Consider the following 17,715-nt stretch of genomic DNA (forward strand, 5'->3'; position numbering starts at 1 on the left):
AGATGGACCGGCAATTTGCCCTGACAAACGTCTGAGACCTTGATTTTTCAGTCGAATTTCAGTTTCGCCTCATAGAAAAAATATTGTCAAAAATTACGGTATCGTTGCTGGACCCAACGTCAGATCTGCACCGGGAAATCAATCGAATGACTTCTTGCAAATCATTCTTAAAAGCATTATTGTTGCAACTCATTCGCAAAAGCAATCTCAACCAGGGTCGATTGTCAGCTCCATGTTTCACCGGATTTTCTCTGCTTCCCGCCGCCAGTTCTTGTCTGCCGCGGCAGGCGCCTTCGCCGCTGCAGCCCTTGCCGTCAGCTTGCCGCAGACCGCTGCAGCCGAAGACAAGCTACAGGTGGTTGCGACAACCGGCATGATTGCAGATGCCGCCAGGCAGATCGGCGGCGACACCGTCGACGTGCGTGCCCTGATGGGGCCGGGTGTCGATCCGCATGCCTATCGCCAGACGCGTTCCGACATTGTTGCAATGACCAAGGCGGACCTGATCCTCTGGCACGGCCTCTTCCTGGAAGCTCAGATGGAGGGCTTCTTCGAAAAGCTTGGCAAGACCCGCAATGTGGTCGCCGTTGCCGAAGCCATGCCGAAAGATCTGCTGATCAGCCATGACGACTACGCCGACAAGTTCGATCCGCATGTCTGGATGGATCCCGCCCGCTGGCAGCATGTTGTGATCGCCATCCGCGATGCCCTGATCGAGGTACGTCCGGACCAGCGCGCTGCGTTCGAAGCGAACACGGCTGCGTATCTGGAAGAAATCGAGGCACTGAATGCTTTTGCTGTCGAGGCTCTGGCAACGGTCCCCAAGGAAAGCCGCGTCCTTGTGTCCGCACATGATGCTTTCAACTATTTCGGCAAGGCCAATGATTTCGAAGTCATCGGCATTCAGGGTATCTCGACCCAGAGCGAGGCCGGCCTGCACCGCGTCGCCGAGCTGGTTGATCTGCTCGTGGATCGCAAGATCAACGCGGTCTTCGTTGAGTCTTCCGTTTCCGACCGCAGCATTCGCGCCCTGATCGAAGGGGCTGCGGCAAAGGGCCACGAGGTTGTGATCGGTGGATCACTTTACTCTGATGCAATGGGTGAACCGGGAACCTATGAAGGCACGTATCTGGGAATGATCGACCACAACGCCACGACGATTACCCGCGCCCTCGGCGGCGAGGCGCCCGAAAAAGGCCGTCTGGGCCAGCTGGCGGAGACGATGTAATGACCATGACGGCCCAGTCAGGCCCTGAGCTTGCTACCCTGGACGGCAGCCCGGCTGAGCCGGCGGCCGGTAAGGACAAGAGCGCCCTTCTGGTAAAGGGGCTGACGGTTTCCTATGGCACCAAGCCCGCAGTCTTCTCCGTCGATGCGACTGTTCCGAAGGCCAGCATGTCGGCCATTATCGGCCCCAACGGCGCCGGCAAGTCGACCTTCCTGAAGGCCGTGCTCGGAATTGTACCGCGCCTGTCCGGCTCGGCCTTTGTCAGTGGGAAACCGCTGGAAACCATGCGCAGCGCCATTGCCTATGTGCCGCAGCGGGCCTCTGTCGACTGGGATTTTCCGACCCGTGTCCACGATGTTGTCACGATGGGCCAGTTCCGCCAGCTCGGCCTGCTCGGCTGGCTGCGCCCCTCCCACAAACAGAAGACCCTGGACTGCCTGGAACGTGTGGGCATGGCCGATTTTGCGGACCGGCAGATCGGCCAGCTGTCCGGCGGACAGCAGCAACGCGTCTTTCTCGCCCGGGCCCTGGCCCAGGAGGCGGATCTCTACCTCCTGGACGAACCCTTCGCCGGCGTGGACGCCGCCACCGAAAAGGCGATCATCGATGTCCTGAAGTCGCTCAAGGCGGCGGGCAAGACAGTGGTCTGCGTGCATCACGACCTGGCGACCGTGACCGACTATTTCGATCATGTGCTCATGCTGAACATCCGCAAGATTGCGGAAGGACCTGTCGCAACGACCTTCACCGGTCCGGTTTTGCACGACACTTATGGCGGCCGGCTCGCGACAGCCCATATCGATCAGCTCAAACTGGACTGAGCCATGCTTCCCGATTTCCTGGCCGCGTTCCTGGGGGCCCTGACCTTTCAGGCCGGCTACAACGCCGCGCTTGTGGCGATCGGCGCCACGCTGCTTGGCATGGCCGGCGGCTGCGCCGGCTGTTTCATGTTCCTGCGCAAGCGCACGCTGGTCAGTGATGCGGTCGCCCACGCCACCCTGCCCGGCGTCTGCATCGCCTTCATGCTGATGGTGTTCCTGGGCAGTGACGGCCGCAATCTGCCGGGCCTTCTGCTTGGATCCGCCGTTACAGCCGGTCTGGGTCTTTTGACCGTCGACTGGATCACCCGCCGCACCCGCCTCAGCGAAGATGCCGCAATCGGCGCCGTTCTGTCGGTGTTTTTCGGATTTGGCGTTGTTCTGCTGACCGTCATCCAGACCCTGTCGAGCGGCAAGCAGGCCGGCCTGGAAGGATTTCTGCTTGGCTCAACCGCTGGCATGCTGTTTCAGGACGCGGTCATCATCGCGCTCGGCGGCGCACTCTCCACGGCCATCGTGGTGCTGCTCAGGCGCCCCATGACACTGGTGGCCTTCGACCCGGAACATGCCGGCGCCTCGGGCGTTCCGGTCCGGCTGATCGACCTTGCCATGATGACCGTGGTGATGATGGTGACCGTGGTCGGCCTCAAGCTTGTCGGCCTGATCCTGATCGTCTCCTCGCTGATCATCCCGTCGGTGTCCGCCAGGTTCTGGACGGATCGCTCGGACCGGCTGCTGGTCATCGCAGCTGTCGTGGGCGGTCTGGCCGGTTATGTCGGCACGGCGCTCTCCGCTGCCGCACCGAACGTACCGACCGGCCCGATCATCGTGCTGGTCAACTTCGCCTTCTTCGTCGTGTCTCTGCTGCTGTCCCCCAAGCGTGGCGTGCTGGCCGCCTATCTGCGCCACCGGAAATTCCAGGTCGATGTGCATTTGCACCAGGGGCTGAGCGCCCTTGCCCGGGGCGAGACCATACACGAACGCCTGACCCAGAAGATCATGCGCCGCGCCGGGTATCTGCGTGACGACCTCGTCGCCACCGACAAGGGGCGGGCTGCAGCAGCCAAAACCGTTCTCGACGAAGCCCGTTGGGCCAAGGCGCGGCAGATCATTCAGGATGAAGCGATCTTTGCCAGCTATGACGGCCTGACCCCGATTGAAGCCGTCCTGACGGCGGACCAGATCCGCGACATTGATACCGCCCTGGGCACCCCCGCCCCGGTCAAGGCCTGAGGAAACGCCATGGGCGCCGAATTTGTTCAATTGAGTCTCACCCCCATCCTGATCGGACTGCTCGCGGCCATCGCCTGCGCAGTCCCTGGCAACTTTCTGCTGTTGCGCAAACAGGCTTTGATCGGCGATGCCATTTCCCATGTGGTGCTGCCGGGTATCGTCGCCGCGTTCCTGCTCACCGGCACGATCTCGACCTGGCCGATGATGCTTGGCGCAGCCGGGGCCGCCGTCGTCGCTGTTGTCATGATTGAAGCGATCCGCCGCCTTGGCCGCATCGAGACCGGCGCCGCCATGGGCGTCACCTTCACCACGCTCTTTGCAGCCGGCGTGCTGCTTCTGGAGCAGACGGACACGAGCTCGGTTCATCTCGACGTCGAACATGCGCTCTACGGCAACCTCGAAAGCCTGATCTGGCTGTCGGCCACAGGCTGGGAGTCGCTGCTTGATCCGGTCGCGCTCGCCGATCTTCCCCCGGAACTGACGCGTATGGCATTGACCACGTTGGTCATTTTGATCCTGACCGCGCTCTTCTGGCGTGTTCTGAAGATCTCCACGTTCGATGAAGGTTACGCACGCACGCTTGGCGTCCCGGTAAAAACACTCGGGTTCGGCCTGGTGATCGTGTCGGCCGTTGCAGCGGTGGCCGCGTTCGATGCCGTTGGCTCCATCATCGTGATCGCCATGTTCATCTGCCCGCCTGCCGCCGCGCGCCTGATGACCAACAGGCTCGAGAGCCAGCTGGCCTGGAGCATCTTCTTTGGCGCCGGCTCCGCCATTGCGGGCTACGTGCTGGCAGGTTACGGCCCCCTTTGGCTGGGCAGCGAACATGCTGTCAGCGCCGCCGGAATGATTGCCACCATATCCGGCCTGATCCTGGGCCTTGCCTGCCTTTACGCACCAGCCAGGTCAAAATTGACAGTAACCGAGGCCTAGATCTCGAAGCAGAACATGTCATTTCCCACAATATTATTTAAAACACAAAGACATAGGCAAAAAATTCCCGTCTAAAATACTGTTTGTTATGTTTTTTACGCTTTGATGGAAGCATCCGTTGGCGGGGGCTTCTATGGAACGTGTTGCAGCAGGACTGAGTACTGAGCATAATTTTGCTCTTCTCCTGCTTTCCGTTGTGGTTTGCCTCGGCGGAAGCGCGTTTTCACTTTACCTTCTTTCCAAAGCGCACCGGGACGCCAGCAGGACACGATTGATCTGGCTGGTCTGGTCTGCGCTGATCGGCGCGTCCGCGATCTGGGCCGCACACATCATTGCCCTTGCCGCAATGGTTCTGCCCGCAGATGAAGGCTTCAGACTGCCCACGGCCCTGTTGGCACTGGCAGTCACGTTTGCCGGGGTGTTCGCCGGATTTGCACTTTCCACCAAACGGGACATTCGACTGGCGCCCGAATTCGGCGGCATCGTCCTCGGCCTGACCGTTGCGGTCATGGGCATGACCACTTCCGCTGCCCATGTGATTGCGGGCGCTGACAGCAATGGCGCCGGCTTCAGCTTGTGGTCCCTGCTGCTGAGCGCCTGTCTGGGGGCCATCGCCCTCAGTTTCGTGCCACAACTGCGATCAAGACGCGCCCTGTTGAGTGCAACACTGTTTCTGTTCCTGGCGGTGGTAACCCTGCATCTGTCCATGCCGGTGCCTGAAACCTTCGCCAGCCAGCTCGGCCTGTTGTCGCAAGCCGGCCTTCTCAGCGAAGGTCAGATGATCAGCGTGGCGTTGCTGATCTGCGCGCTCTGCGCCGCCCTTGCCGCAACAGGCTGTGAACTGGAAAAGGAACGAAAGGAAGCCGCGCGCCGGGCCTATCAGCATCTCTCGCTGCAGGACTCGCTGACCCATCTGCCGAACCGTCATTATGTGCAGAAAGTTGCCGCCGATCTTCTTAAAAAGGCCGACCAGAACGGCAAGATCTGCTCCGTGGTGCTGATCAGCCTGGACCAGTTCAAGGCGATCAACGACCTTCACGGCTACGAAGTCGGCGACATGGTCCTGTGCAGCATGGCGGAGACGCTCAAGAACAACCTCAGCGAAAAGGTTTTCATCAGCCGCTTTTACGGCGACGAGTTCCTGATCATCAACCCGGCTCTCAATTCAGAGGACGAGGCCGTCGAATTTGCCAGGCTGGTTCGTTCACTCGCCCGCCGGCCGATCCAGTGGCGGTCCTACCGCCTGTCCATCCGTTCCAGTATCGGACTGGCGGTGTTTCCAAGAGACGGCAACGACCTGACCAAACTGGTTCAACGGGCGAATCTTGCCGCGAAACAGGCCAAGTCGATCGGCGGCAATCTCATTCAGCCCTATGTGACCGGCATGGAGGAATCCAATCGCTGGGAAACCAGCCTGGCCTCCGACCTGCGCAACGCCACCCTGGAGAACCAGCTGAGCCTGGTATTCCAGAAACAGAATCTCACCAAAACGGGCTCCCTGATCGGCTACGAGGCACTGGTGCGCTGGCGCCACGCGGAAAAAGGACCAATCGCCCCGGAGGATTTCATTCCGATCGCGGAGCGCTCGGGCATCATTCTGGACATCGGCAACTGGGTCCTGGAAGCCGCCTGCGCGGAAGCGGCCAATTGGGCCGAACCCGTCTCGCTGGCAGTCAACGCGTCCCCCTTACAGTTTTCACGCAGCGATTTTGCCGGGCTCGTCTCCACCGTTCTGATCAAGACCGGCCTGCCGGCAGAACGCCTCGAGATCGAGCTGACCGAATCGACGCCCATCGAGGACCACGAAAGGGTTCACGAAACCATCCTGTCCCTGCGCCAGATGGGCGTCAGAGTTGCCATGGACGATTTCGGCAAGGGGTATTCCTCGCTGAACACCCTCCAGGCGTTCCCCTTCGACAAGATCAAGGTCGACCGCGCCTTCACCCAGTCTCTGGAGACAAATCCGCACGCGAGGGCGATCTTGCGCTCCGCGATCCTGCTCGGACACAGTTTCGGAATTCCAGTGATCGCGGAAGGCGTTGAAACAGAACGGCAGTTGGAATTCCTGAAAGAAGCGGGCTGCCTGCAAGTACAAGGCTTTCTTTTTGGAAAACATGTACTTGCGTCACAGATAAAAAAGAAACAGGACAGTTTACAAAAAACCGGAAGCTGATCGCAGCTGCACCCAGACTGAAAACATTGCATATTTGCACCTTGTAATTAATATCAATATTTAATCAATCCAGTAAATCCAAATATTACCCTGGGTAATTGCTAATAGATATTAACCATAATTCTCGCCAACGACTTACCTTTGATTAACTATAAAAATTTACCGTAAGTGCAGACAACAAACAGGTGCTGCAATGACGACCTTCTTTGCCACAAAAAAGCTGATGCACATCGCCCGATCTCATCTTGCCGGACTTCTGGCGGGCGCATCCCTTGTCAGCCTGTCCATTGCCAGTGTTCCTGCCGCGGCCCAGTCCCTGGAAGAGGCCATGGCGGCCGCCTATGCCATCAACCCCGCCCTGAAAGCCGAACGGTCGAAATACCAGGCAACCAACCAGGGCATCTGGACCGCCCGGTCGGAATTCCTGCCGACCGTGACCGGAACCTATCTGGGTGAACACAACGCCTTTGAAACGCGCAGCGGCACCAGTGACCGCGCCTTTTTCCATGAACTCGGCGTTTCCATGTCGCAGACGCTGTTCCAGGGCTTTGCCGGTGTCAACCGGCTGAACCAGGCGCATGAAGAAGCCAATTCCGGCCGCAACCAGCTAATCGGTGTCGAGCAGACGCTGCTCTTCAACACGGCCGACGCGTTTCTGCGCGTCTGCCGGGATCGGGCCATTCTTGCCCGGTTGAGGGCCTATACCAACGTGGTTCAGAAGGAAGTCAACGCGGCGCGAGCCCGGTACAAGTCCGGCGATGCGACCCGCACCGATATCGAGCAGGCCCTAGCCCGCCTGGCCGAAGCCCAGGGCAATTCGGACCAGGCCGTCGGTGACCTGGAAGCTTCCGAAGCCCTTTACGAACGCCTGACCGGCCAGAAACCCGGCAAGCTCGGCTGGCCCGGCATTCCGAAATCCATCGAACCGACCGGGCTCGACGACGCGATCACGGTTGCCTATCAGAACAATCCGTCCATCCGGGCTGCGACCAACGATGCGCGCGCTGCCCGCTACGCCGCCCGGGCCGCTGTTGGCGACATGCTGCCGCGCGTCACGCTGGAAAGCGAATGGGAGAACGGTTATCGCGGCAATCTGGGCAACCGGGACGAGGAAGACTGGCGCTTCGGCGTTCGGGTCACCGCTCCGTTCTTTACCGGCGGGCGCAACATTGCCTCCGTTCGAGAAGCCAAGTTCACGGCCGCACAGGAAGAGTACGAACTGGACGACACGCAGCAGATCATTCGCGAGAATGTCATCCGGGCGATGAAGCAGCGGGCGGCCTCCCGTCTGCGCGCGAAAGCGGGCAAGCGGGCGATCGAGGCCAACCGCCGCGCCGTCAAGGGCCTGCAGGTGGAATTCGACAGCGGCCAGCGCTCGCTTCTGGATGTTCTGGATGGCGAACGGGAGCTGCTGCTCAGCCAGGTCGATTATGTCCGTGCCCGCTATGACGCACGCATTGCCGACTTCTTCCTGCTTGCCAATATCGGCCGGCTGGCCCCGCAGCATTTCTCGATCGTCGAGGAACGCCCGGACCCGATCCCGCGCATCATGCCGGAGTTCAACACCTGGGACCTGCGCCTTGGTCCGACTGAAAACGATCCCTTCCAGAATTACGTGATCGAAGTGGCGACATCGGACCCGGTTCCGGCCCCTGTGCCTGTGGTCGAGACCCAGCCACTGCCGTCAATCAAGTAATCATACGACAGCACACAAAAAGGCGGGTCCAAGAGGACCCGCCTATTGTTCTGTCAACTGGACTTGTCGTCAGTACTGGATGCCTTCCAGATCCGAGAAGTCGACCCGGCCGCCATCGGCCAGTTCGATGTAACCACCGGCATCCTGGGACAGGGTGATTTCGCCGCCAAGCGCGTCAACCTGTTCGATGGAGCCTTCGGTCATAGTGATCGACCAGTCCGTGCCATATTCACCAAGTGCGGTGCCATCGGCCGCGTTGGCCAGATCGACGATGTCGATCCAGTTGCCGCCGGCGCCGCCTGCGATCGTGTCGTTACCGTCGCCGAGCATGTAGGCGAACAGATCCGACCCATCGCCACCGACCATATGGTCGTTGCCGGTGCCGCCGCGGATCACGTCGTCACCGGAACCGCCATAGAGGTGGTCGGCTCCACCCTGACCGATCAGGATGTCATTGCCGCTGCGACCGACCAGCGTATCGCCATAGTCACTGCCGACCATGGTGTCGTCCCCGCGCGTACCATATTCGCACAAGGCCTTGTCCTTGGCATCCAGGACATCCAGCGTGATGGTCTCGGTGTCCGACAGGCCGCCACTATCGGTGGCCGTCACATCCAGCGTGATGCTTTGCTCGGTTTCATAATCGACCGCTGCATCGTCTTTCAGCTTCAGCAGATAGTTCTGGCCATCGGAGACAACCTCGAAACGCTCGTCCGAAACGGTGAAGGTGTGAGTATCACCAACATCCGGATCGACGACCGACAACTCGACCAGTTCCACACCGGCTTCGTTTTCCGGCACATAGAAACCACCCTCATCATCGGTATGACCATGCGGCTTCTCATCGTCATCATCATGGTCATGCGTTCCCGTGTCGCCGTCCTTGATATGACCATGGTGATCATCGTGATGATCGTCATAGTGGCCACCGGACTTGGGAGGCTCGTAGATCGCCGCGCCGACAATCAGATCCGGCGGCGAATTGTCATCACCTCCGGAGGTGACATCGATCGGGAACACGGCGCTTGACTGCGTCCCATCGCTGGAGGTCGCCGTGACCGTGACATTGAGGGTCTGCCCCGCGATCAGCGTCGCGCCGTCGGCCACCGTGACGACACCCGTATCCGCATCGATGTCGAACCGGTCGTCATCGATCTCGTAGGTTACCGTGTCGCCGGCATCCGCATCCTGGGCAAAGGCCGTCAGGCCAACCACCATGCCGGCTGCCGCGGTCGCGGCCACCAGGTTCTGCGCAGTATCGGTATCGCTGACCGGACCAATAGGAGCATTGTTGTCGACAGGTCCCTCGGGTTCGACGTCGATGACGTCAATCACGATGGTTTCCGTGTCGGACAGACCGCCACTATCCGTAGCCGTGACTTCAACGGTGACCTGTGTCTCCGTCTCATAGTCGAGCGCCTGGTCATCCTTCAGCTTCAGGACATACTCGCCGTTCTGGGCAACCACCTCGAAGCGGTCGTCGGAAACGGTGAAGGTATGCGTGTCGCCGACATCCGGATCAAACACCGACAGTGTGCCAACTTCCGCACCGAGTTCTTCTTCGTAGACCGCAGCCGTAGCATTGGTCTCCTGTGTGGTCTGATCAAAGACCAGATCATCGAAGTCCTCGTCACCGCCGCCGGCAATGTCTTCAAAGCCGATGGTGATGCCGCTTTCGACCGTGTAGTCGTAACCGTTCGGGTTGAGCGAGCCGTCGCCTGAGAAGAACACGTTGGCGTCTTTGCCGACAAGCGGCGTACCGTTCAGCACGGCCTGCCAGTTGCCGTCGCCATCCTTCTGGAAGGTGACTTCGTCGCCGCTGGCCAGCGTGTTGTAGTCGGCCCCGTCCGGGATCAGGAAGTAGCCGACTTCAGCCGCTTCCACACCTTCCAGGTAAACCGTCGCCGTGTCACCCGGGGTCAGTTCGTTCTGGTTGACCCAGACGATCTCACCGCCGATCGGATTGCCGTTGCCATCCATGTAGAAGACGCCAAGCGAGTTGCTGTAGCCGGCATATTCTTCCACGAAGGTCAGCGTCACCGAACAACCCGGTCCGAGTTCCGGATCGAAGTCCAGATCCGGCGCTTCGTTGACATCGGTGATGTTGACCGTGAACGTGCCCGTCGAAGACGAACCGTCCGTCGAGGTGGCCGTCACTTCGACATCCACGGTCGGTGTTGCCTCGTGATCGAAGCTGACACCGTCCTTGACGGTCAGGACACCGGTATCCGGGTCGATCTCGAACCGGTCATCCGTGATCGAATAGGTCACGCTGTCGGTCGCGTCCGGATCCTCGGCAAACGCCGTGATGCCGACATATTCGCCACCGGCGCCGTTTTCGGCAACGCTGTTCAGCGTGGTGTCACTGTCGCTCACCGGACCGATGTCATATTCGTCCTCGTCGCCGATATTGACGCGGAACGTACCGGTCGAGGTCGAGCCGTCCGTCGAGGTCGCGGTGACCTCGATATCGATGAATGCCGTTGCCTCACGGTCGATCACCGCACCATCGGCAACCGTGATCACACCGGTGTCCGGATCGATCTCGAAGCGATCGTCCGTGATCGAATAGGTCACGCTGTCGGAGGCATCCGGATCGCTGGCAAAGGCCGTCACGCCGACAACCGTACCACCGGCAGAATTCTCCTGAACGAAGTTCGTATCGTTGTCGACGTCGCTGACCGGGCCGACCGGCGCGGTGTTCTCGTCGATATCGATGACATCGATGACGATGGTTTCCGTGTCAGTGAGACCACCTGAATCCGTGACCGTCACGTCCACCGTCACCTGGGTTTCGGTTTCGTAGTCGAGTTTCTGGTCGTCCTTCAGCTTCAGCACATACTCGCCGTTCTGGGCAACCACCTCGAAGCGGTCGTCGGACACGGTGAAGGTATGCGTGTCGCCAACATCCGGATCGAACACCGACAGACCGCCGACTTCCGCACCGAATTCTTCTTCGTAGACCGCAGCCGTAGCATTGGTCTCCTGTGTGGTCTGATCAAAGACCAGATCATCGAAGTCCTCGTCACCGCCGCCGGCAATGTCTTCAAAGCCGATGGTGATGCCGCTTTCGACCGTGTAGTCGTAACCGTCCGGGTTGAGCGAGCCGTCGCCGGAGAAGAACACGTTGGCGTCCTTGCCGACAAGCGGCGTACCGTTCAGCACGGCCTGCCAGTTGCCGTCGCCATCCTTCTGGAAGGTGACTTCGTCGCCGCTGGCCAGCGTGTTGTAATCAGCCCCGTCCGGAATCAGGAAGTAGCCGACTTCAGCCGCTTCCACACCTTCCAGGTAGACCGTCGCCGTGTCGCCCGGGGTCAGTTCGTTCTGGTTGACCCAGACGATCTCACCGCCGATCGGATTGCCGTTGCCATCCATGTAGAAGACGCCGAGCGAGTTGCTGTAACCGGCATATTCTTCCACGAAGGTCAGCGTCACGGCCGTGCCCGGTCCAAGTTCCGGATCGAAATCCAGATCCGGCGCTTCGTTGACATCGGTGATGTTCACCGTGAACGTGCCCGTCGACGTCGAACCGTCCGTTGAGGTGGCTGTCACTTCAACATCGACAGTCGGTGTTGCCTCGTGATCGAAGCTGACACCGTCCTTGACGGTCAGGACACCGGTATCCGGGTCGATCTCGAACCGGTCATCCGTGATCGAATAGGTCACGCTGTCGGTCGCGTCCGGATCCTCGGCAAACGCCGTGATGCCGACATATTCGCCACCGGCGCCGTTTTCGGCAACGCTGTTCAGCGTGGTGTCACTGTCGCTCACCGGACCGATGTCATATTCGTCCTCGTCGCCGATATTGACGCGGAACGTACCGGTCGAGGTCGAGCCGTCCGTCGAGGTCGCGGTGACCTCGATATCGATGAACGCCGTTGCCTCGCGGTCGATCACCGCACCATCGGCAACCGTGATCACTCCGGTGTCCGGATCGATCTCGAAGCGATCGTCCGTGATCGAATAGGTCACGCTGTCGGAGGCATCCGGATCGCTGGCAAAGGCCGTCACGCCGACAACCGTGCCACCGGCAGAATTCTCCTGAACGAAGTTCGTATCGTTGTCGACGTCGCTGACCGGGCCGACCGGCGCGGTGTTCTCGTCGATATCGATGACATCGATGACGATGGTTTCCGTGTCAGTGAGACCACCTGAATCCGTGACCGTCACGTCCACCGTCACCTGGGTTTCGGTTTCGTAGTCGAGTTTCTGGTCGTCCTTCAACTTCAGCACATACTCGCCGTTCTGGGCAACCACCTCGAAGCGGTCGTCGGAAACGGTGAAGGTATGCGTGTCGCCGACATCCGGATCGAACACCGACAGACCGCCGACTTCCGCGCCGAATTCTTCTTCGTAGACCGCAGCCGTTGCATCGGTCTCCTGTGTGGTCTGATCAAAGACCAGATCATCGAAGTCCTCGTCACCGCCGCCGGCAATGTCTTCAAAGCCGATGGTGATGCCGCTTTCGACCGTGTAGTCGTAACCGTTCGGGTTGAGCGAGCCGTCGCCTGAGAAGAACACGTTGGCGTCCTTGCCGACAAGCGGCGTACCGTTCAGCACGGCCTGCCAGTTGCCGTCGCCATCCTTCTGGAAGGTGACTTCGTCGCCGCTGGCCAGCGTGTTGTAGTCGGCCCCGTCAGGGATCAGGAAGTAGCCGACTTCAGCCGCTTCCACACCTTCCAGGTAGACCGTCGCCGTGTCACCCGGGGTCAGTTCGTTCTGGTTGACCCAGACGATCTCGCCGCCGATCGGATTGCCGTTGCCATCCATGTAGAAGACGCCAAGCGAGTTGCTGTAGCCGGCATATTCTTCCACGAAGGTCAGCGTCACCGAACAACCCGGTCCGAGTTCCGGATCGAAGTCCAGATCCGGCGCTTCGTTGACATCGGTGATGTTCACCGTGAACGTGCCCGTCGAAGACGAACCGTCAGAAGAAGTCGCCGTCACTTCGAGATCAACGGTCGGCATCGTTTCATGATCGAAGCTGACACCGTCCTTGACAGTGATGACGCCGGTGTCCGGGTCGATCTCGAACCGGTCGTCCGTGATCGAGTAGGTGACCGTGTCCGTGACATCCGGATCTTCCGCAAAGGCGGTCACGCCGACATATTCACCGCCCGTACCGTTCTCGGCGACGGCATTCAAGGCATTGTCACTGTCCGTGACAGGGCCGATCGGGCCAAGGTTTTCGTCAATGTCCAGAACATCGATGACAACGGTTTCCGTGTCCGAAAGACCGCCGGAATCCGTCACCGTCACGTCAACGGTGACCTGGGTTTCGGTTTCGTAGTCAAAGGCCTGATCGTCCTTGAGTTTCAGGACATATTTGCCGTCTGAAACAACCACCTCGAACCGGTCGTCGGACACGCTGAAGGTGTGCGTGTCACCCACGTCCGGATCGAAGACCTGCAAGGGCGCGATCTCGGCACCATAGAATTCTTCGACAACGGCGATTCGATTGTCAGAGACGATCGAAACATTGTCGATGAACGTACCGAAGCTTGCGTTCTTGCCGCCGACCTCAACAAAGGTCAGCGTGTCCGTGCCGTCGCCCGAACCGCCCACAATATTGTAGGTGTACGTGTTCCAGCCTGCGCCGGCTTCGGCCGGGTCGATCGTATCGATCAGCTCACCGTTCCAGTAGACTTCCGCGACGGTCTCGCCGACGTCACCGCGCGGAGCGGAATCGAAGCTGAACGTATAGACCTGCCCCTCGAGCATGCCCTCGATTTCTTGCGAGGCCATGCCGTTCTGGTTGGCAGACAGGTCCAGGCGATGATCGCCATCGCTCGTACCTGTGCCCCAGCGTGCCGACTGCTGAACGTCCACGTCCTGGTAAGACCAGCCTTCGATTGAAGTCGGGTTCTCGTAGTATCCTTTGGGATCCGTGCCCGACAGGGTGCCCTCGAACTGTTCGAAGCTGCCGTTGACCACAAACTGTCCGTCTTCAAGACACACGACCAGGTCGGGCGGTTCGTTTCCGTCCGTAATATCAATGCTGAAGGTACCCGTGGACGTCGAGCCGTCCGTCGAGGTGGCCGTCACTTCCACATCGACACTCGGCTCGGTCTCGTGATCGAACGAAGACCCGGCCTTCACGGTGATGACACCGGTATCCGGGTCGATCTCGAAGCGGTCATCGCCGCCGGTGATCTCGTAGGAGACCACATCCGTCACATCCGGATCGTCCGCAAACGCGGTCACGCCGGAGTACTCACCACCCGTCGCAAACTCGGAAACCTCGTTGCTGGTCGTGTCACTGTCCGTCACAGGACCGATCGGATCTTCGTTCTCGTCGCCGATGGTGATCGTGAACGTGCCCGTGGAGGTCGAGCCATCCGTGGAGGTCGCCGTCACTTCCACATCGACAGACTGTTCCGTCTCAGCGTCGAAGCTCGAGCCAGGCTTCACCGTGATCTCGCCCGTATCCGGGTCGATCTCGAAGCGGTCATCGCCGCCGGTGATCTCGTAGGAGACCACATCCGTCACATCCGGATCGTCCGCAAACGCGGTCACGCCGGAGTACTCACCACCCGTCGCGAACTCGGAAACCTCGTTGCTCGTGGTGTCGCTGTCTGTCACAGGACCGATCGGATCTTCGTTCTCGTCGCCGATGGTGATCGTGAACGTGCCCGTGGAGGTCGAGCCATCCGTGGAGGTCGCCGTTACTTCCACATCGACGGACTGTTCCGTCTCAGCGTCGAAGCTCGAGCCAGGCTTCACCGTGATCTCGCCCGTATCCGGGTCGATCTCGAACCGGTCGTCGCCGCCGGTGATCTCGTAGGAGACCACATCCGTCACATCCGGATCGTCCGCAAACGCGGTCACGCCGGAATATTCGCCGCCCGTCGCAAACTCGGAAACCTCGTTGCTGGTCGTGTCACTGTCCGTCACAGGACCGATCGGATCTTCGTTCTCGTCGCCGATGGTGATCGTGAACGTGCCCGTGGAGGTCGAGCCATCGGTAGACGTTGCCGTCACTTCCACGTCGACGGACTGTTCCGTCTCCGCGTCGAAGCTCGAGCCAGGCTTCACCGTGATCTCGCCCGTGTCCGGGTCGATCTCGAACCGGTCGTCGCCGCCGGTGATCTCGTAGGAGACCACATCCGTCACATCCGGATCGTCCGCAAACGCGGTCACGCCGGAATATTCGCCGCCCGTCGCGAACTCGGAAACCTCGTTGCTCGTGGTGTCGCTGTCTGTCACAGGACCGATCGGATCTTCGTTCTCGTCGCCGATGGTGATCGTGAACGTGCCCGTGGAGGTCGAGCCATCCGTGGAGGTCGCCGTCACTTCCACATCGACGGACTGTTCCGTCTCCGCGTCGAAGCTCGAGCCAGGCTTCACCGTGATCTCGCCCGTATCCGGGTCGATCTCGAACCGGTCGTCGCCGCCGGTGATCTCGTAGGAGACCACATCCGTCACATCCGGATCGTCCGCAAACGCGGTCACGCCGGAGTACTCACCACCCGTCGCGAACTCGGAAACCTCGTTGCTCGTGGTGTCGCTGTCTGTCACAGGACCGATCGGATCTTCGTTCTCGTCGCCGATGGTGATCGTGAACGTGCCCGTGGAGGTCGAGCCATCCGTGGAGGTCGCCGTCACTTCCACATCGACGGACTGTTCCGTCTCCGCGTCGAAGCTCGAGCCCGGCTTCACAGTGATCTCGCCCGTATCCGGGTCGATCTCGAACCGGTCGTCGCCGCCGGTGATCTCGTAGGAGACCACATCCGTCACATCCGGATCATCCGCAAACGCGGTCACGCCGGAATACTCACCGCCCGTCGCGAACTCGGAAACCTCGTTGCTGGTGGTGTCGCTGTCCGTCACAGGACCGATCGGATCTTCGTTCTCGTCGCCGATGGTGATCGTGAACGTGCCCGTGGAGGTCGAGCCATCCGTGGAGGTCGCCGTCACTTCCACATCGACAGACTGTTCCGTCTCCGCGTCGAAGCTCGAGCCAGGCTTCACCGTGATCTCGCCCGTATCCGGGTCGATCTCGAACCGGTCGTCGCCGCCGGTGATCTCGTAGGAGACCACATCCGTCACATCCGGATCGTCCGCAAACGCGGTCACGCCGGAGTACTCACCACCCGTCGCGAACTCGGAAACCTCGTTGCTCGTGGTGTCGCTGTCTGTCACAGGACCGATCGGATCTTCGTTCTCGTCGCCGATGGTGATCGTGAACGTGCCCGTGGAGGTCGAGCCATCGGTAGAGATCGCCGTCACTTCCACATCGACAGACTGTTCCGTCTCCGCGTCGAAGCTCGAGCCAGGCTTCACCGTGATCTCGCCCGTATCCGGATCGATCTCGAACCGGTCGTCGCCGCCGGTGATCTCGTAGGAGACCACATCCGTCACATCCGGATCGTCCGCAAACGCGGTCACGCCGGAATATTCGCCGCCCGTCGCAAACTCGGAAACCTCGTTGCTCGTGGTGTCGCTGTCTGTCACAGGACCGATCGGATCTTCGTTCTCGTCACCGATGGTGATCGTGAACGTGCCGGTTGATGTTGACCCGTCAGACGATGTCGCCGTCACTTCCACTTCGACGGACTGCTCCGTCTCTGCATCAAACGAGGAACCGGACTTGACGGTGATCTCTCCGGTGTCCGGGTCGATCTCGAACCGGTCGTCGCCGCCGGTGATCTCGTAGGAGACAATGTCGGTCACATCCGGGTCGTCCGCAAACGCGGTCACACCGGTGTATTCACCACCGGTCGCAAACTCGGAAACCTCGTTGACGGTTGTGTCGCTGTCTGCAACGGGACCGATATCGGAGTTTTCACCGCCGTCATCGCCTCCATCGTCATCATCGTCCGGGGCGACCCCTCCCGATGTTCCATCACCAATCTGCGACCCTGCAGCACTGATGCCGTCACCGCCAAGATCAAACTGCGGGAGCCCCGCATCCAACCCGCGGGCATCGGGCACCTCTCCGTCGCCAAGACCGCCGTCATCATTCGGCCCACCGTCCGCGGTTTCCACCACTTCGGTCGCCCCGTCCGGCATCAGCGTGTCGCCCTGGCCATCGCCCCGCCCTTTGCCGAGGCCGCCTGCGCCCGCATCACCGCCACCGATGCCGTTGCCGCCGTCACCGGCGCCATCCGCCTGGGCAGCCCCCGAGCCTTCATGCTCCAGAGGAACCGCCTGGAACAGGTTGGCAATCGTTGCCTCGCCCGTGTCTTCCGGCTCGATCGAGAGAGAATAGTCATTTCCGCTATCCGGACGATAGGGATCACCGGCTTGCGCTTCTACGCGTGCCGCGGTTGGCGTGTCTCCAGCATTGCCTTTTGCAGATTCTGCCCCAGAGGAAGCTCCAGTGGGTTTGACATCTTTTACTGAAGTATCGGTGTTGGCCATGACTCGCACGTGCTCCATTAAATCGTGGCCTTATCACGCGCAGGCTTATCTTAATAAAAACCAACTCCATTCCTCGAAATACATATACATCTTGAGCAAAATTTAGAATTTCTGAATTTCTTGGTAAACGGTTTTGAAACAATTCTGCGTCTAAATTGTATTTGAGGAGGCGGTTACTATGGCATCTTTTATCACTGATACTTTTAACAGTGTTAAACTTCCGCAGCTGGAGTTCTTTTCATCAGAGACTGGCGACCGTATCAAAACACCG

At 60.0% G+C, this 17,715-nt stretch carries 7 protein-coding genes; 6 read left to right on the forward strand and 1 reads right to left on the reverse strand.

The genetic code is table 11. The annotated features are described in order from the left end of the window. Positions 1 to 232: 232 nt before the first annotated feature. The 6 genes from CHH27_RS15350 (at position 233) to CHH27_RS15375 (ending at position 8,081) form a co-directional block, all read left to right on the forward strand. Positions 233 to 1,228, forward strand: a complete 996-nt coding sequence (locus tag CHH27_RS15350) for a metal ABC transporter solute-binding protein, Zn/Mn family (RefSeq protein WP_094072369.1) — start codon at positions 233 to 235, stop codon at positions 1,226 to 1,228. Beyond that, positions 1,228 to 2,049, forward strand: a complete 822-nt coding sequence (locus CHH27_RS15355) for a metal ABC transporter ATP-binding protein (RefSeq protein ID WP_247646114.1) — start codon at positions 1,228 to 1,230, stop codon at positions 2,047 to 2,049. The genes CHH27_RS15350 and CHH27_RS15355 overlap by 1 nt, the downstream gene beginning before the upstream one ends. Positions 2,050 to 2,052: 3 nt before the next feature. After that, positions 2,053 to 3,279, forward strand: a complete 1,227-nt coding sequence (locus CHH27_RS15360) for a metal ABC transporter permease (RefSeq protein WP_094072370.1) — start codon at positions 2,053 to 2,055, stop codon at positions 3,277 to 3,279. A gap of 9 nt (positions 3,280 to 3,288) precedes the next feature. After that, on the forward strand, positions 3,289 to 4,212 hold the full coding sequence (locus CHH27_RS15365; RefSeq protein ID WP_094072371.1) for a metal ABC transporter permease: 924 nt from the start codon (positions 3,289 to 3,291) through the stop codon (positions 4,210 to 4,212). Positions 4,213 to 4,483: 271 nt separating this feature from the next. After that, on the forward strand, positions 4,484 to 6,385 hold the full coding sequence (locus CHH27_RS15370) for a bifunctional diguanylate cyclase/phosphodiesterase (protein ID WP_198338227.1): 1,902 nt from the start codon (positions 4,484 to 4,486) through the stop codon (positions 6,383 to 6,385). 193 nt (positions 6,386 to 6,578) lie between these two features. After that, positions 6,579 to 8,081 (forward strand): TolC family outer membrane protein, encoded by a 1,503-nt coding sequence (locus CHH27_RS15375; protein WP_208988241.1) that lies wholly within the window; start codon positions 6,579 to 6,581, stop codon positions 8,079 to 8,081. 69 nt (positions 8,082 to 8,150) lie between these two features. Here CHH27_RS15375 and CHH27_RS15380 read toward each other — a convergent pair whose 3' ends face one another. After that, complete coding sequence (locus CHH27_RS15380) at positions 8,151 to 17,444, reverse strand: cadherin domain-containing protein (protein ID WP_157738947.1); 9,294 nt, start codon at positions 17,442 to 17,444, stop codon at positions 8,151 to 8,153. Positions 17,445 to 17,715: the final 271 nt, after the last annotated feature.

This window comes from Labrenzia sp. VG12 (assembly GCF_002237595.1).
Classification (GTDB): domain Bacteria; phylum Pseudomonadota; class Alphaproteobacteria; order Rhizobiales; family Stappiaceae; genus Roseibium.